Source organism: Pseudoalteromonas sp. P80D2 (genome assembly GCF_036680945.1).
GTDB classification, from domain to species: Bacteria; Pseudomonadota; Gammaproteobacteria; order Enterobacterales; family Alteromonadaceae; genus Pseudoalteromonas; species Pseudoalteromonas shioyasakiensis.
The window spans coordinates 373,519-389,915 of record NZ_JAZDAR010000022.1; the positions used below are offsets into that span (position 1 = coordinate 373,519).

Genomic DNA, 16,397 nt, shown 5'->3' on the forward strand with positions numbered 1-16,397 from the left:
TAAATTAAGCTTTGCCACTAGAGCCGGTGACAGAGCTTCAGAGCAAAAAGGCTAAAGCTGTTTTTAATTATTAGCCGAAATTAACGAGCCCTTTTAATACTTCTTGTAAAAGAGCTCAAACTCCCTTCCCTAGATGCATGGCAATTAAAACTAAACAAAATAAACATATAACCTTGAATTAAATAAAAAAAAGAAAATTAATCCATTCTTTTTTCATTAAATATAACCCCCTAAAAGCAAGGTTAAGCCCTTTTAATTTAGAGCTAATACTCAAATTAGGCTTGCAATTATCACTTTTCAGCTTACACTTGTGCGCCAAGTGAGCGTACACTTGTAAGCTAAAGGCGAAAAATGAGAGCGTTATTAAATTCATTATCAAAACATTTATTGCATCATCAGTCATGGGCAGGATACTGGGAGCCTGTGGTTCAGTGCTTTAAACCAGGCTGGCGCGAAGGCTACTTTCGTGCACAAGTAAAACATGTACAGGTGTTTGCTGAACAAAGCGTTGAGTTGATTATTGAGCCAGAGAAAACATGGCCAGTTCATCAAGCAGGCCAGCACATTGCGTTAACAATCCAAACGAATGGTCGAATGCTAACGCGTGTATTTACAATCGCAAGCGAACCACAATTGGCAAGGCAGCAGCGACAAATTCGTTTATTGATCCGCAGCCAAGAAATCGGCGCATTTACATCAAAGCTAACAAACTTGAGGCCAGGGCAATGGCTTAATATTTCTGAGCCTAAAGGCCAGTTTGTTATGCCAAATACCGCGCGCTCTTTAATCATGCTTGCCGGGGGCTCTGGCATTACGCCATTTATAGCCATGCTTAAATCTTTACCTGCAGATAGCAAACACACTATAACCCTGCTTTACTATGCAAAGCCGAACAGCCACTGGCTTAAAGATGAGCTTGAGCAACTAAAGCAATCACTAAGCAATTTTGATTATCACTTACTTGAGCGCAACAAAGATGGCGATGCGACGACATGGCTGACAACAAATGCTCATAAACACTGGTTAGTGTGCGGCCCAGCTGCTTTGTATAAACAAGCAGCCGCTTTAGCTAAGCAATTAAATACACCTATCGACAGTGAGCATTTCAGTGCAGTCCCTGCTGTTTTAGCAACCTCTGATAAGCACGAATTAACACTCACTCATCAGGGCAAAACATTCACTATTGATAACCAACAAACCTTACTGACCCACTTAAAAGCGAATAAGCAACCGGTGACAGTTGGCTGTGGTATGGGAATTTGCCATCAATGCCAATGCGTTAAAAAGCAAGGCATAGTGCGTGATATTCGCACCGGTGAGCTCTCTGATAGCTCAGAGCAGTTAATTCAACTTTGTATATCGCAACCAGTCAGTGACGTGGAGTTATCAGCATGAAGACAACAAAAGCAGTCAATTTTGAAAAATTAGCAGCTCAACTCGATAGTGTTAAAGCAGATGTAAAATCAAGGCTCGGTGAGCAAGATGCAAAATATATTCGCCGCGTTATTGTTTGCCAGCGAGTGTTTGAATGGAGTGGCCGAATTTTATTAATGCTAGGCTTTATCCAGCCTGTTTTATGGCTCGTGGGTGTGCTTAGTTTAGCCACTGCAAAAATCCTCGATAACATGGAAATTGGCCATAATGTGATGCATGGCCAATATGACTGGATGAATGATAAATACATAAATTCAAAGTCTTACGAGTGGGATATAGCTTGCGATGGGGCTAGTTGGAACCGCGTTCACAACTACGAGCACCACACCTATACCAATATTATTGGTAAAGATCGCGACTTCGGTTATGGATTACTGCGCTTATCGAATGACTTTCGTTGGCGGGTAAAAAACCTGTGGCAATTTGTCACTTACCTATTACTCAGTGTGCTGTTTCAATGGGGTGTGTCGTACCATGAAATGGCAGCCGAGCGAGTATTTTTTGGCAAGAAAAAAGATGGCCGCGATTACAAAGTACCGCACAGCGAACTGAAAAAGCGCTTTTTTAGTAAAGGTGCACGCCAGTTAGTGAAAGACTACCTGCTCTTTCCACTCCTTGCTGGGCCTTTATTTTTGTGGGTTTTTACGGGCAACCTAGCGGCTAATTTATTACGTAACCTATGGACCTCAACCATTATCTTTTGCGGGCATTTTACCGGTGAAGTTGAAACATTTAACCAGCAAGACTGCGAAAATGAATCACAAGGTCAGTGGTATTACCGCCAAGCGTTAGGCTCATCAAATATCAAAGGGGGTAACCTGTTTCATGTAATGACTGGGCACTTGAGCTATCAAATAGAGCATCACTTATTCCCAGATTTACCTGCAAAACGCTACCGCGAAATTGCCCCTAAGGTACAAGCTATCTTTAAAGAGCACGGCATCCACTACAATACCGGTGGCTTCTTTCGCCAGTACTTTTCTGTTGTAAAACGGATTGTGCGCTACTCTTTTCCGTAAATAATGAACGCCAGTGCATAGCGCTGGCTTTTTTATAAATAATTTTATGGCAAGGAGTTAGCTTCGAGAATCAGTTCGTTAATTTCTAACTGTAATTCATCATCTGCTGCTTGTTCCGCGAAAGTTAAAGCTGTATTGGCAAAGTTTAGCGCTTGGGCCTTATCAGCTTTCTCTAGGTAATTCTCTGCAATCGCCAAATTAATCGACGCTAAATAATCCTCTAGTTCGAGTAACATTGCTAGCTTTAGCGCTTTGAAATAATAGCTAAGTGCAACTTCTGGCTTTTGATAGGTAAAGTCAGCGAGTGTTTCCCATTGAAACGGATGATCAAGCGGTGTGCCTGCAAACTTGTCGCATATTTCTTTTATTTTATTGTACGCCGCCCACTCTTGTTGTTTATTTGGAGCATTAACAATATCAAGCGCAAGTTGATGAATCGCCTCATAATGAGGTGGCTTTTTAATTGATTCAACCTCTCCAAATTGTGCCTTATGCATTCCCTGCCCTTTCTAAGCTAATTAAATCTCATTTGATTCAGACCAAACCCGTAACTCATCGAGTATATGCAGTGCTGAGCGGCCAAAGTCAGTAAGCTCATAGGTCACCGCTATCGGACGCGTACTAATAACATGACGGGTGATCATCGCTCTACTTTCAAGCTCTTTTAGACGTTGGTCGATCATTTTTTTACTTGCACCACCCAGCATGCGCGTTAAATCATTAAAGCGCACAGGGCCATCTTTTAAATGATAGATAATAGAGCCCGTCCATTTACCGCCAATCAAACGCATGCCTTTTTCAATAGCACACGGCTCCATGCAAGCATTTAAAACTTTTTTTCTACCCTTACTATCTGTTTCTACTGAACTTTCCAAAACATCCTCGCATTTTTCAGCCTAGTTACAAAAAGGTAACTGGTTGATTAAATAATCTAGGTTACTATTATATACCACAGAATGTATTTTGAACACGATAAAGTAACTAGCAAACGGATACTCAACTATGAAAAACGTATTAATTCTTAACGCACATCACTATTACCCTTTTTCTGAAGGTAAGTTAAATGCTGCTTTAATCGAAAAAGCCGACGCTTTTTTTCAAGCAAAAGGCTATCAAACTCGTGTGGTTAATACACAAGACGAATTTGATGTAGAAACTGAACTTGAGAACCATCAATGGGCAGATATCGTCTTTTTGCAATCACCTATTAACTGGATGGGCATGACTTGGTCATTCAAAAAATACATGGATGAAGTGTACACCGCGGGCATGGGTGGAGCGCTTTGCCATGGTGATGGTCGCCATCAAGACAATCCAAAAGCCAATTACGGTAAAGGCGGCACCTTAAATAACACTCAATATATGATGTCGCTGACTTTAAATGCACCTGCAGAATCATTTGCAGATGCCACTGACTTTTTTGAAGGTAAAAGTGTTGATGACCTTGTTTTCCCAATGCATATGAACTTTAAGTTTTTCGGTATGCAAGGGTTACCTACTTTCTCCTGTTTTGACGTGATGAAAAATGCAGACATCGAGAGCGACTTTGCGCGCTTTGAAAAACACTTAAACGAAAATTTTTAAGGAACACTCATGAGTAACGAATCTGTTTATAGCAATAAACTCCATCCGGGCAGTGCATTTCCTAGTATTAGTGCTGCACTTTTGAATGGTGAAGAGGCTGTTCTTGGTCAATCTCAACACGGTGCAAGCTGGCAGCTTGTGGTTGTTTATCGTGGTAAGCATTGCCCTTTATGTACTCGCTATTTAAACAGCCTCGAGCAGTACAAAGCTGCGCTATTAGAGACGGGTGTTGATGTAATTGCTGTTTCAGGTGATAGCAAAGAGCAGTTAGAAGCGCATTTAGAGCAGTTATCTGTGTCATTTCCACTTGCTTACGGTTTGACTACAGAGCAAATGCAAGCATTAGGTACTTACATATCTGATCCCCGTTCACCGCAAGAAACAGATCACCCTTTCGCAGAGCCTGCACTGTTTGTGGTTAACGAGCAAGGTAATGTACATGTGGTTGATTATTCTAATAACCCATTTGTAAGACCTGATTTAGCAACCTTGGTAAGTGGACTTAACTGGATACGCGATCCAAAAAATAACTACCCAATTCGCGGTATGCATAAATAGAGAGTAGCCATGAGCAAATTTACAACTTTGCTGATTGGCTTGGTGAGCATAATGATGTGCTCACCACATGCCTTTTCAGCACAACTCCCCCATGCACATATTGCTTCACCTAATCACTATGAAGTATTGCTAGATAACAGTGAAGTACTTGTTTTGCGTATGACTTTAGCACCAGGTGAGCAAGATAATTGGCATAAGCATAATGCTGAAACTGTCTACTTTGAGACAGGTGGAAAGGCAACCATCAGTACAAAAGAGTCACAAACAACACTTGAGATCCCCAATGGCTATGTGATGTGGCATGACGCATGGACTCATCAAGTCAAAAATGAGGGTGAAACCACCATCACTGCAATTATTGTCGAAAGGAAATAGGTAGGATCAATTATGGCATTAGAAAACCACCCAATGTGGCGCTTACCTAAGCATCACCTAGATTTAAAAAGTTCACATGACCATGTTCATTGGGTTGAATTATTTTATGACCTTATCCATGTGGTAATCATTTTTCTGCTAGGTAATTTTTTAAGCGACCACTTACATTTAAGTGGTTTTCTTACTTTTGCAGGTTTATTCATCACCGTATGGTTCGCGTGGGCTGACTCCAGCGTTTTTAACTCACTCTATGTCAGTACCGATGTAAAACATCGGCTGATCATGGCCTGCCAAATTGTCACCGCCATGGTTATGGCAGCCTCTATTCCCCATGTACTTGACAAAGGCTGGACATATTTTGCATTGGCCTATGCCGCAAACCGACTTATTACAGCGTATTTATTTCATCGCACCAATCAATTGGGGATCGAATCAACAAAATTAGCACGCACTGTGAGCCGTAACTACTTTGCTCTTGCCATTATCTTTGCGACCACAGCTTTTATGCCTGCTCCCTATCGTTATTGGGTATTTGGCACTGCGATTGCCGCTATCCAAGTTTTATATATGGCTCCAAAAATTGGTGTACTTGAAAATAAACGTTTTTTACCACGCCTTGGGCATATGTCTGAGCGCTTTGCCCTTTTACTGCTCATTGTCGTAGGCGAAGGTTTCTTTAAATTGGTGATTACTTTATCAGAAAAAGGAATTTATAAAGTCGACCCCTCTGTACTGGCTAACTTTATGTTTGGCGGTATTGCAGTATTTGTGCAATGCTGGATTTACTTTGACTTTGTTGGCAATGGTAAACCTAAGAATCAGCATAAATGGACACTCGTAAGTTGGTGGTTAGCACACCTATTTTTAATGTTATGTGCAGTTATGGTCGGCGTTGCGCTCGCCGGCGAAGTGAAAGCTGGGTTTTGGCAACCTTACCCACTTAAATATGGTGTCATTGGCTGTGTAGGGTTAGCAGGCTACTTATTGAGTTTATTGTGGATCCAGTTAATGATCGAACACCGTGTAGCCCATCGTTTTGCAACAGCTAAAGTAAGAATGTTTGGCGTTATACTCGCTTTAGTTACCATTCCCATTTTACCCCATGTGCCTTCGCTCATTGGCAACTTACTTTGGGGCACAGCACTGATTTCACAAATTGCCTACCCTGTCACTCGCGCATACTTTACCCTTTCAAAAGAAGAAGCTAATTCATAACGATTAAAACACCTTTGCAAAAACGACAAAGGTGTTTTGTTATCCCTGCTGTTTTTCGCAAAGACTTTCCTAGCAATAATATCGCTATTCAATCGCCCCCTCTTTAGGGGTTGAAACAAGCATTAACGGACTCATGTCATAACTAAAGGCAATGAAAAATGCCGGTGTGAATCACATTGGCCTGCACTTTAGACGTAACGAATTACCCATCGAATGGGCATTAAAGCACATCGGCGAACATGTTTTGCCCAAGTTCCATAATTAAGGAGTTATGATGTCACAATCAATTATACCAAAACTGGGTTTTGGTACATTTAGATTACAAGAAGAAGTTGCATATCAAAGTGTGCTAACAGCTATTGAAGAGGGCTTTAGACACATCGACACCGCGCAAATTTACGGTAACGAAGAAGCTGTTGGCCGAGCGATTAAAGACAGTGGTGTTGCACGTGGTGAGTTATTTATTACCACCAAAGTATGGAATGATAAGTTAAATAAAACGGACTTTATTAACAGCGTAAAAGAAAGCCTGACTAAACTACAACTAGATTACGTCGATTTACTGCTTATTCATTGGCCAAGCCCTGCCAATGGCGAAAGCATGGATGAGTATTTAACCGAGTTACAATCAGCAAAAGAGCTTGGTTTAACGAAAAAAATTGGTGTTTCAAACTTTACCATTGCACAAATGGAAGAAGCCTTAAGTATTTTGCCAAAAGGCGCGTTATTTACCAATCAAGTAGAAGTACACCCCTACCTAACCAACCAAAAGGTACGTGATTTTTGTACGCAAAACGACATTCTCGTTACCGGCTATATGCCATTTGCGGTAGGTAAAGTACTTAAAGATCCAACCATTAAAGCGATTGCAAACAAACACAAAGTAAGCACTGCTGAAGTGGTCATTGCTTGGGAATTAGCGCATGACATGGTGACAATACCGTCATCGACCAAACGCGAAAATATGGCTACCAACTTAAAAGCCCTTTCGCTTAGCTTAAGCCAAGACGAGATTAATCAAATTGATGCCCTTAGCTGCGGCGACAGGCAAGCAAACCCGGATTTTGCTCCTGACTGGGATCATGATGAAGTAAAAACAACTCATGCTTGGCAATTTCAAGGGGCTGATAAAGCGCTCACTTTGGGATTAAAAGCTGTACCAGCACTTAAAGCAGGGCAAATTTTAGTTCGTAACCTTGCGATTGGTATCAATCCAGTTGATTGGAAGTTTATTCAAGCTGATCCTATTAATTGGCCAGATACACACACACCTGGCGTAGACGGTGCTGGGGTTGTTGAGCAGGTAGGCGATGGCGTCGATACCAAACTAATTGGTAAAACAGTCGCTTATCATCATAGCTTAAGTGAAAACGGCAGCTTTGCTAAGCACTCAGTTCTTTATGCTGAACGTGTTATGCAGTTATCAAAAGAGTTAGCTGCTAATGTTGCTGCTGCATTGCCTTGCCCACTGCTTACTGCCTGGCAAGCCTTTAGCAAAATACCATTACGCAAAGACGAAAAAGTATTAGTTACCGGCATGGGAGCAGTTAATAAACTACTGACGCAAATGCTGAACCACAGTGGCTTTGAAGTTCATGCATTATCAAAAAGCTTAACGGCAGAGCAAGCAGAAAAGCTTGGCGTTAAGTTAGTATTACGCGACGCACCATCTGAAGGTGGCTACTTTGCACTCTTTGATGCTAATGGCCCTGAAGAAACTAAAAAGTTAGTGCCACTCCTACAAGCAAATGGTCATGTGATCAGTATTTTAGGGCGTATTGAAACCCCAGTCGATGAGCCATTCACACGCACTATTTCTTATCATGAAATTGCCCTTGGCGCATTACACGATTATGGTGATACACAGCAATGGCAACGTCTTGTAAGTGATGGCGAAAAGCTCCTTAATGACATTGCGTCGGGTACTTTAAATGTTGAAGAACCTACAGACTTTGAATTTAACAATCTCAACGATGCGCTTGAGTTTTCTAAAGTTCAAAAGCAAAAAGCCGTTGTAGTTGTTTAGTGATCATTTAAAAGGCCTCTTCTGAGGCCTTTTTTATTTTATGCGACTGTTTCGTTGGCTGTATTATTGATTACAGCTAGGTGATAAATAATCACTAAGTTTGCAATAAACCACAGATCTTTAATCACAAATTGACCAAGTCCTGCTAAAACCGTCGAACTGCTAAGCGCATTCGGTGCGGTAATTAAAAATGTTTGTGTCATGATAAAAACAGCGCAACAGGCAAGCCCTGCCAATACTATTAATTTGTTGTTTTTAATCAACAAGCCAACACAAAGCAACAGCACACTGACAATATCAAACACACCAATTACATTCGATGCACCCTGCACACTAAAAACCTGATATAACCACGACATAAACGGCGATGTTTCTACAAGGCTCACAATCCCCTTCGCTTCAAAAGCAAAAAACTTCATGGCGCCAATCCAAACCAACACTAATGCCACCGATGCATAATTTAAAGCAATATGCGCTTTATCACTTAAAGCCTCTTTGTAAAACACAAATAAAAACAGTGGAATAACAGCAAAATACTTAATGATCCCCTGCCCTGAACCAATCACAGGAAAGCCTCCTTCACTTGCAAGCCAACGATTAGCGCCAAACAGCGTAATCAAACAGAGCATTGATATAGCAAATGCAGTGATGGTCGGAAGCGCTCTATTGATAAACCCCAAATGTGAATGAAGGCTGGTAATGCCAACAAAGCAAAAAGCAAAGCCTGCGATCATACTCATGATGTGAGCTGGCACCTGAGCGTCTAATTTATAGAACGAAAAAATACTGCCAATGGCATTGGGGTTTGCTCCCAAGATAAAAGACAAACCCAATAACGAAAAACTGATGGTGATAAGTGCAATCACTAAATTATTTGATGTACGTAAATTCATTTAAACCCCTCTCTACTGCTTGTTTAAAAGACCTCAGTTAGGGATAAAAACATTCACACTGAATTAAAATATAAGAAAATTCTGATAGTCATTTTTTATAAACCATTGAAAAATTATGAAAAGAATCGACACTGCTTGATTTTATTTAGGCAAAAAATAAACCTCTTTTTTTCAATATCAGCAATTTTGTTCAAGTTTTTAGGTTGCCTGCTTCGCTATATTGGCGTAGGAATAATAACGAAGCGCACAACCTTCTGGAGCATCTGTGAGCAAAGACAATCACTTTAAGTACATCAACAACGAACAGCATCAGAGCATCTCGATGTTGACTGCGACTATGAGTGATTTTACCTATGCAAAGCATGCTCACGAAGAGTATTCAATTGGCATTACTCTACAGGGGCGGCAAGATTTCTTTTGTCGTAATGCGTTTTATAAAAGCGTACCTGGCAATGTTATTTTGTTTAACCCTGAAGATATTCACGATGGTCACTCTGGCACTGAGCAAAACCTAGAGTATCTAATGCTGTATATTCATCCCGATGAATTTCAGCCTTTGTTCAAAGCGCTAGGATATCAGCAAGATTGTACATTACGTATGGCAAACACCTTGTATGCTGATCCATTACTGCGTAATCAAGTGATTCACTTATCAAGGCTTTTACAAACCAATAGCACCAGCAAAATAGAGCGAGAAGCTGCAGTATTGCAAATGGCGCAATCTTTAGTAAGGCTAAACGGTAGCCTTGATTTACCGGCTTTAAGCACCCGAGTTGATAGCTTACTTCTGCGCGCAAAAGACTACATTTTGGCAAATATCGACAATGACATTGCTATTGATGACATTGCCCATGCTGCCACTATGTCGAAGTATCATTTTATCCGCCGCTTTCGCGAGCACTTCGGTATTACTCCACATCAATATGTTTTGAACTGTCGTATTAATTATGCCCGTAGAGCGTTACAAGTTGGCCGCGATGCCACCAGCGTAGCGGTTGAATCTGGCTTTGCAGATGCCAGCCACCTCAATCGTAACTTCAAACGAGTATTCGGTATGACACCAAAACAATTTCAACTGCAATGGGCTCATAGATAGAGCTAAATTACTGATTTGGAGCTGTTATGGCAGATATTTTTGCATATGCTATTGGCATTATGTACACCCCTGGGCCAATCAATTTGCTCGGCTTAAGTAGTGGCTTAAATAAACAAACTCGTTCACACCTTGGATTTTTTATTGGCGTGGGTAGCGCGATGTTTATCTTATTTGTGCTACTTGGCTACCTTGGCTTACAAGTTTTCAACCCGCAGTTTTTGCCTTATGTGAGCTTAATTGGTTGCGGCTATATTTTGTATATTGCTTGGAAGGTCGCAAAAGCAAAAGTACAGGTGAGTGATACCTCAGCGGATGCCTCACTTAGCTTTTTCGATGGCCTGTTTATGCAGCTATTAAATCCAAAAGCCTTGGTGGCCACTTTGCCAATTGCTACGATTCAGTTCCCAAGCGCAGATATTACCGGCGCTGCAATCGTATTTTGGTCTCTTATTTTAGCCATTCTTGCCTTTGGTGCGCCTACAAGTTACTCGTTAGCGGGCTTAATGCTTGGCAAGCAAGTATCACGGCCGGGTGTTTTTAACATGTTTAATAAGCTGATGGCTATTTTGTTGGTTTATGTCGCACTAATGATTGCCTACGAGCATGTGCTAACCCCGTTAATGGCCTAAAATTGATCATCCCTCGCAAACAGGCATAATAGCGTTATTCAGCAAACGGTTATCACAAAATGATGCAAGGCAATCTATCTATCCGCTCTTACAGTACTAAGCCTGTTAGTCATAGCCATGACTATCATCAACTTGTACTGCCCTTAAAAGGTGTGATTGCTATTAGTGTCGGTGATTTTCAAGGTAAAGTCGCCCCCGGTGAATGCGTGGTTGTCAAAGCCTCGCAAACACACCTGTTTACCGCAATGCCAGAGGCGCGATTTGTGGTGGCCGATATGCCAAAGCTACCAGGTAACCTAGCCACTGCTGAGCGCTGCGTGTTTGCAATTAATCAATCACTTTGGGCATTTTTGCAGTTTGTGGCAAAGCAACTTGAGCAAGCGGTTAATCGTGAATTAGAACTTGCCATGTTTAACACCTTCAATTTGCTGTTAGCTGAGCAAATTATGCAGCCTAAGGTCGACAGCCGTATTAGCGAGGCCCTGCTTTATATTGACAGTCACTTAGGTACTCCTCTTCAAATCAAACACCTTGCCAGCATTGCCTGTTTAAGCCCAACGCAATTTAAGCTGCTGTTTAAGCAACAAACCGGATTGACTGTCATGAACTATGTAACCAAACAGCGAATGGAAAAAGCCCAAGCCTTACTCAGTCATACCGACTATCCGTTACAACGTATTAGTGAGTTAGTTGGTTACAATGAGCTTTCATCTTTTAGCCGCAGTTTTTCAAAGTACTTTGGCTTATCACCGAGTAAATTCAAAAAGTAACTTTAGTTTTAAACGCCAACAAAACCGTCCTTTTTGTCAAAAACTGCACATCAATTTTGATTATGCTTTTGATATCTTAAATTTAAAGCGAATCATCAATGAACCATACCATCGCGACCATTGCCGTTTTAGTTGCCAGTGTTTTTTGGGGCACAACAGGCACAGCCGCAAGCTTTGCACCAGACATTAGCCCTTTTGCGATAGGTGCGTTTGCGATGGGATTTGGCGGCGTATTACTTTGCCTAACCTCAATAAAACAGCTAATAAACAATGCTAGTACACTGCGAAAGCACTACCCCCTAACCCTACTAGGTTCAGCTTGTGTTGCTATTTATCCGCTGGCATTTTATACCTCTATGAATAGCGCAGGTGTGGCAATTGGCACTGTTGTTTCGATTGCCAGCGCGCCTTTATTTACCGTCTTATTAGAATACTTAATTGAGAAAAAGCCCATTGCAACTCGCTGGCTAGTCAGCTTTTGCTTTGGTGCTATTGGCATTGGCTTAATCGCATTAGGTAAAGAGCATAACCTTGCTGCTAAGGGGCTGTTTAGCCAAAACATCGGCATTTTACTTGGCTTAATTGCAGGACTTACCTATGCGGGTTATTCATGGGTTGCCAAACGCTTAATTAGCTACGGCATTCATTCAAGAGCGACCATGGCAAGCCTATTTGGCGGCGCTGCATGTGTGCTATTGCCTTCGTTATTAATTACTGGAGATGCGCTTTTTGCCACAGCTACCAATACCAGCGTGGCGCTTTACATGGCCATAGTACCGATGTTTTTCGGTTATTGGCTATTTAGTATTGGCTTAAGAACCATAGCGGCTAGCCAAGCCGTGCTCATTACTTTACTTGAGCCTATTATCGCCACCGTACTGGCTATTGTGATTTTAAATGAGCAATTTCAGCAAATTGGCTGGCTGGGAATTGGTTTAGTGAGCGTTAGTTTGGTAATTCAAACGGTCAATATTAAGCAGTTCGTGATACACTGCAAAAAACGCATATTGACGATTTGAGATGAGAAAAGACAGCCGACTATCACGGGTTTTACATGTGCTGATCCATTTAAACAGTTACAGCCACCCTGTTACATCAGAGACATTAGCAAACATGTTATTGACCAACCCTGTGGTTGTGCGCCGTACTATGGCGTTACTGCGCCAAGCAGGTTATGTATCGGCAATCAAAGGTCACAATGGCGGCTGGCTACTGGCCACTCCCTTAACTGACATCACTTTATTTGATATTCACCAAGCGCTTGGCGAAAAGAACCTGTTTGTAATTGGTCTAACCGATGAGCACAGCAACTGCCCTATCGAGCATGCAGTGAACAGCGCCCTGCAAAATGCGATGGATGATGCAGAAGCACTGTTATTAAAACGTTTTGCTGAAGTGTCGCTTGCAGAGCTTGCCAGTCAATTTAAAAAGTAGGCTTACCTTGAAAAACTTGGTGACTTCACAAACTCATATAACACTCTAATTGGCAGGGGTTTACTGAAGTAATAGCCTTGTACTTGAGAACACTCAAGCTCTTTAAGTATGTTCAGTTGCTGCTCGCTTTCAACGCCTTCAGCAATTGATTCCATATTTAACGCGCTGGCTAAATCAATCATAGCTTTAACAATTGCTTTGTCAGCGTCGCTGGGGTTTTCTAAATCATCAATAAATGATTTGTCGATTTTGAGCTTATCGAGAGCAAAATCTTTTAAATAATTCATTGACGAATAGCCTGTGCCAAAGTCATCAATCGACATTTTAAACCCTGCTTCACGCAGTTTTGTAATCGTACTTAAAGCAAACTGAGGGTTACCAATGGCAATGGTTTCCGTTAATTCAAGTTCAATACACTCAGGCTCTATAGAGTAAGTTTGTAATACAGAGATTAAATCGCCAAGTAGCTGTTTTTTGACAAACTTCGTTGCCGATAGATTTATTGCAAAGGTAATTGGTGGCATGTTGTCGTCTTGCCACTGGCGAATTGTTTTAACGGTATTTTCGAATACCCAGTCATCAATTTCACTAATGCGGCCACTGCTTTCAGCAATAGGTATAAACTCAGCAGGTGATACATTGCCTAATGTTTCGCTGTGCCAGCGTATTAATACTTCAACAGCCACCACAGCGCCTGATGCAATATCTATTTGTGGTTGAAAAACTAAATAAAGCTCATTATTTTCAAGGGCATAATTAAGGGCATTGATGATTTGTAATTGCCTAAGCCCAGATTTATTCATTTCTTCGGCGTAGAATAACGCATTGTTTCTACCCTGCCTTTTAACCTCAAACATCGCTGACTCGGCCATCTGCAATAGCGGCTCAAATTCTTTGCCATCCATCGGAAACAGGGAAACCCCGACCGATGCTGTAACAACAATGAGTTCATCATTAATCGTCAGTGGCTCACTGATCACTTTTAATAAATCGTGGCTGCTCTTATTTATAGCGCCGGTGGAGGTATAAGGCGTAATAAATGCAAAGCGGTCGCCTTGCAGCCGTGCAACCATAATATCCTCACCCATAAAGTTACAAATTCGCGCACTCAAGCTTTGTAACACTAGGTTGCAACTTGCCATCCCCAATGCTTTATTGAGAATCTTAAAGTTGTCTAAACCAATTAAAATAAAGGCTGCTTTAGTATCTGCTTGAAGCTTAATAGTTTGTTCAAATTCCATCTGCAACTTGTCTTGGTTTGCAAGCCCCGTTAGCTGATCAAAATAAGAAAGTTGATGTATGAGGGTTTCACTTTCGACTTCTTTAGTTACATCATGCTGAAACGAAATGTAGTTACTCACCTTCCCTTGCTGATCCTTTAATGGGTAAATGGTAGTTTGCTCAACAATCACTTTACCGTGCTTAGTCATGTTAACCAAAGCACCCACCCAGGCTTTTCGATTTTTTAAGTGCTCCCACATTGCTTGGTAAACAGCCGGTTCAGTTTGTCCGGCACTGATTTTATGTGGGCTTTGACCTATAAGTTCGTCATACTCGTACTGGCACATATCGAGGTAAGCGCGATTCATATACTCAATTTTTGCATCTGTATTGGTAAACATAATGGGGTGTGGATTTTGCTCAACCGCTTGTGACAGTATGTGCATGCGTTTGTTTAGAGTAATTTTATGAAACCATTGCCACACTGACTCAGCCCAAACCGTTAGCATGTTTTTATCTTGCACACTAAACACCTTAGTTTGATGCTGTAAAATAATGGCCATATGGCACTGACTATGGCGTATCACTGGCACCACTAACAATGAGTTAGAGTCGCCAGGTAACCCGTATTCTTTCGCATGTTTTCGGTTAACAATGACAGCTTGCCCAGCCGCAATTTTGCCTTGTAACTTTTCAGTGCACACATCAAAAACATTACCTTTCTCGGCTCGATAATCATGTTGCTTTTGTTCGTTACAAATAAACAAGGCTGCGCCATCGCAATTGGTAATGTCGAGGGCTTGATTAACAGCATAATTCAACAACACATCTTGATCGTCTTGAAACGAAATTTCGGTTAGCTGTAATAAACCCCGATTAAATTTACTTTGCTGAGCAAGTGCCGCCATACGCCCAACTTTTTCTGACACATCGCGGGCGTTCACTAAATACGTTGGGCCATCATTATCGTGCTCAAACAAGGTAATCGAAAATTCAAAATGAATAACCCAACCATTTACGCTAATGGGTAAGGTATTGACCAAACACACAGCTGATTTTTTTGCCTCCATTAGCGTGCGCATAAAGTCTTGCGCATCAGATTTTTCAAACATACAGCTAATATTTTGCCCAACCATCTCTTTAGTAAACACATGGCTATCGGAGTTATCACTGAAGACTTCGCGAAAAGTACCGTCTTTTTCAAGCTCAAAAACCGAGTCTGGCAGTGCGGTAAGTGTTGCTTTTAACTGATTAGAGGAGTTATCGAGTGCTGCATAAGGTTTAGTGACGGTTTCAACAAAGAGGATTTTATACAGTAAAAAGTAGGTGAGCCCTTTATACACATGCCCAAAAAAATTAAAGGTGTTGGTGGTGTGTGAGACATCATTAGACACCACAAAACAGGCCTCACTTAAAATAGCTAATAGGCAAACTAATGTTTTACCGGCAATATTTAAATTTGTTCTGGGCTTACGAAGTTGTGTCGAAAACATCAAAACAGCGGCACCGTATAGCGCCAAAACAAGTAGCTCAATTAGAAACTTAATATGGCTACCGCCTACTCCTTCGATGTGTATTTCTGGCAGTAAATCAGGAAAGTAAAAGAATGTGCTTGCGATGAACAAACTACCAAGCAACAAAGAGGTAAGTAAAGCGCGCGCATTTAACGGTTTATATTTAACCCAAATCCCTGCTGCAATAATTAAAAAAGCAGCTCCATTAAATAACCGAGCAATGAGCCAAAAACTTAATACCAAGTTCATGTCTGCATTGCCTTCATGCATGCTGTCAAAAGCCAAGAAATGCAATGAATCAAAAATAGCAACGCACAACATGGCACAAGAGAGCAGTAACAGTTTGTAGTTATTGGTGAAATGCCAAGTATTCCAACCAATTGCAAAAATTAAAAACGAGATCACAACTGAGAATAATTCGACGCTCGTATGCATTGCTACATAAAAAGGAATAGCAGCAATAAGCCCTAATCGCTCAAGTAGTAAGACAACAGCCAGCAGCAATACCCCTACCGCAACATAAGGTACTGTGTGTAAAAGCTCTTTTTGATGTGATGGATGAACAACGTATTTCACTATAATTTTTGACTATGTTTAATTAACACCCTTAGAAAAAAGGATAGTAAAAA

16 protein-coding genes and 1 pseudogene are annotated in these 16,397 nt (G+C 41.2%); 13 read left to right on the forward strand and 4 right to left on the reverse strand.

Annotated elements, in window-relative coordinates; all coding sequences use genetic code 11:
* Positions 1-351: 351 nt before the first annotated feature.
* Both VRK28_RS04230 and VRK28_RS04235 read left to right on the forward strand, forming a co-directional pair.
* Positions 352-1,395 carry a flavin reductase family protein gene (locus tag VRK28_RS04230; protein ID WP_269407295.1) on the forward strand — a complete coding sequence of 348 codons (1,044 nt, stop codon included), beginning with the start codon at positions 352-354 and terminating at the stop codon, positions 1,393-1,395.
* Entirely contained in the window at positions 1,392-2,453 is a 1,062-nt protein-coding gene (locus VRK28_RS04235; protein ID WP_332393522.1) for a fatty acid desaturase family protein, read from the forward strand. The genes VRK28_RS04230 and VRK28_RS04235 overlap by 4 nt, the downstream gene beginning before the upstream one ends.
* Positions 2,454-2,497: 44 nt before the next feature.
* Here VRK28_RS04235 and VRK28_RS04240 read toward each other — a convergent pair whose 3' ends face one another.
* Positions 2,498-2,950, reverse strand: coding sequence for a hypothetical protein (locus VRK28_RS04240; RefSeq protein ID WP_250660826.1), 453 nt, complete (start codon positions 2,948-2,950; stop codon positions 2,498-2,500).
* A 21-nt stretch (positions 2,951-2,971) separates the two neighbouring features.
* A complete protein-coding gene (locus VRK28_RS04245) occupies positions 2,972-3,328 on the reverse strand; it encodes a winged helix-turn-helix transcriptional regulator (protein ID WP_054553546.1) in 357 nt (118 codons plus the stop codon).
* 127 nt (positions 3,329-3,455) lie between these two features.
* Between VRK28_RS04245 and VRK28_RS04250 the strand changes: the two genes are divergently transcribed.
* The 6 genes and pseudogenes from VRK28_RS04250 (at position 3,456) to VRK28_RS04275 (ending at position 8,211) form a co-directional block, all read left to right on the forward strand.
* On the forward strand, positions 3,456-4,037 hold the full coding sequence (locus tag VRK28_RS04250; RefSeq protein ID WP_332393532.1) for an NAD(P)H-dependent oxidoreductase: 582 nt from the start codon (positions 3,456-3,458) through the stop codon (positions 4,035-4,037).
* Positions 4,038-4,046: 9 nt separating this feature from the next.
* A complete protein-coding gene (locus VRK28_RS04255; RefSeq protein ID WP_332393534.1) occupies positions 4,047-4,595 on the forward strand; it encodes a redoxin domain-containing protein in 549 nt (182 codons plus the stop codon).
* A 9-nt stretch (positions 4,596-4,604) separates the two neighbouring features.
* Positions 4,605-4,970 carry a hypothetical protein gene (locus tag VRK28_RS04260; protein WP_240704567.1) on the forward strand — a complete coding sequence of 122 codons (366 nt, stop codon included), beginning with the start codon at positions 4,605-4,607 and terminating at the stop codon, positions 4,968-4,970.
* 12 nt (positions 4,971-4,982) lie between these two features.
* The gene (locus VRK28_RS04265; RefSeq protein WP_332393539.1) at positions 4,983-6,185 is read left to right on the forward strand and encodes a low temperature requirement protein A; all 1,203 of its coding nucleotides are present in this window, start codon (positions 4,983-4,985) and stop codon (positions 6,183-6,185) included.
* 274 nt (positions 6,186-6,459) lie between these two features.
* Positions 6,460-7,266: pseudogene (gene dkgB / locus VRK28_RS04270) on the forward strand (2,5-didehydrogluconate reductase DkgB); the annotation flags it as partial.
* Positions 7,267-7,326: 60 nt separating this feature from the next.
* Positions 7,327-8,211: an alcohol dehydrogenase catalytic domain-containing protein gene (locus VRK28_RS04275; protein ID WP_332393596.1), complete on the forward strand. Its 885-nt coding sequence runs from the start codon at positions 7,327-7,329 to the stop codon at positions 8,209-8,211.
* A gap of 38 nt (positions 8,212-8,249) precedes the next feature.
* Here the strand turns inward: VRK28_RS04275 and VRK28_RS04280 are convergent, their stop codons facing one another.
* On the reverse strand, positions 8,250-9,104 hold the full coding sequence (locus VRK28_RS04280) for a DUF417 family protein (RefSeq protein ID WP_332393540.1): 855 nt from the start codon (positions 9,102-9,104) through the stop codon (positions 8,250-8,252).
* Positions 9,105-9,369: 265 nt separating this feature from the next.
* On the opposite strand from VRK28_RS04280, the gene VRK28_RS04285 reads away from it, so the two are divergent.
* From VRK28_RS04285 to VRK28_RS04305, 5 genes are all read left to right on the forward strand, one after another.
* Positions 9,370-10,200, forward strand: coding sequence for an AraC family transcriptional regulator (locus VRK28_RS04285; protein ID WP_250660820.1), 831 nt, complete (start codon positions 9,370-9,372; stop codon positions 10,198-10,200).
* A 26-nt stretch (positions 10,201-10,226) separates the two neighbouring features.
* The gene (locus tag VRK28_RS04290; protein WP_332393542.1) at positions 10,227-10,829 is read left to right on the forward strand and encodes a LysE family translocator; all 603 of its coding nucleotides are present in this window, start codon (positions 10,227-10,229) and stop codon (positions 10,827-10,829) included.
* A 59-nt stretch (positions 10,830-10,888) separates the two neighbouring features.
* A complete protein-coding gene (locus VRK28_RS04295; protein WP_250660818.1) occupies positions 10,889-11,599 on the forward strand; it encodes a helix-turn-helix domain-containing protein in 711 nt (236 codons plus the stop codon).
* A 98-nt stretch (positions 11,600-11,697) separates the two neighbouring features.
* On the forward strand, positions 11,698-12,618 hold the full coding sequence (locus VRK28_RS04300) for a DMT family transporter (protein ID WP_269407299.1): 921 nt from the start codon (positions 11,698-11,700) through the stop codon (positions 12,616-12,618).
* A 1-nt stretch (position 12,619) separates the two neighbouring features.
* The gene (locus tag VRK28_RS04305) at positions 12,620-13,033 is read left to right on the forward strand and encodes an Rrf2 family transcriptional regulator (RefSeq protein WP_269407300.1); all 414 of its coding nucleotides are present in this window, start codon (positions 12,620-12,622) and stop codon (positions 13,031-13,033) included.
* A 2-nt stretch (positions 13,034-13,035) separates the two neighbouring features.
* On the opposite strand, the gene VRK28_RS04310 is transcribed toward VRK28_RS04305, so the two are convergent.
* Positions 13,036-16,344, reverse strand: a complete 3,309-nt coding sequence (locus VRK28_RS04310; protein WP_269407301.1) for an EAL domain-containing protein — start codon at positions 16,342-16,344, stop codon at positions 13,036-13,038.
* Positions 16,345-16,397: the final 53 nt, after the last annotated feature.

Excerpts from the sequence above, each read along its gene's own strand:
- VRK28_RS04230 (WP_269407295.1), top strand. The coding sequence starts at position 352 with ATGAGAGCGTTATTAAATTCATTATCAAAACATTTATTGCATCATCAG.
- VRK28_RS04235 (WP_332393522.1), top strand. The coding sequence starts at position 1,392 with ATGAAGACAACAAAAGCAGTCAATTTTGAAAAATTAGCAGCTCAACTC.
- VRK28_RS04240 (WP_250660826.1), bottom strand. The coding sequence starts at position 2,950 with ATGCATAAGGCACAATTTGGAGAGGTTGAATCAATTAAAAAGCCACCT.
- VRK28_RS04250 (WP_332393532.1), top strand. The coding sequence starts at position 3,456 with ATGAAAAACGTATTAATTCTTAACGCACATCACTATTACCCTTTTTCT.
- VRK28_RS04255 (WP_332393534.1), top strand. The coding sequence starts at position 4,047 with ATGAGTAACGAATCTGTTTATAGCAATAAACTCCATCCGGGCAGTGCA.
- VRK28_RS04260 (WP_240704567.1), top strand. The coding sequence starts at position 4,605 with ATGAGCAAATTTACAACTTTGCTGATTGGCTTGGTGAGCATAATGATG.
- VRK28_RS04265 (WP_332393539.1), top strand. The coding sequence starts at position 4,983 with ATGGCATTAGAAAACCACCCAATGTGGCGCTTACCTAAGCATCACCTA.
- VRK28_RS04280 (WP_332393540.1), bottom strand. The coding sequence starts at position 9,104 with ATGAATTTACGTACATCAAATAATTTAGTGATTGCACTTATCACCATC.
- VRK28_RS04290 (WP_332393542.1), top strand. The coding sequence starts at position 10,227 with ATGGCAGATATTTTTGCATATGCTATTGGCATTATGTACACCCCTGGG.
- VRK28_RS04295 (WP_250660818.1), top strand. The coding sequence starts at position 10,889 with ATGATGCAAGGCAATCTATCTATCCGCTCTTACAGTACTAAGCCTGTT.
- VRK28_RS04300 (WP_269407299.1), top strand. The coding sequence starts at position 11,698 with ATGAACCATACCATCGCGACCATTGCCGTTTTAGTTGCCAGTGTTTTT.
- VRK28_RS04305 (WP_269407300.1), top strand. The coding sequence starts at position 12,620 with ATGAGAAAAGACAGCCGACTATCACGGGTTTTACATGTGCTGATCCAT.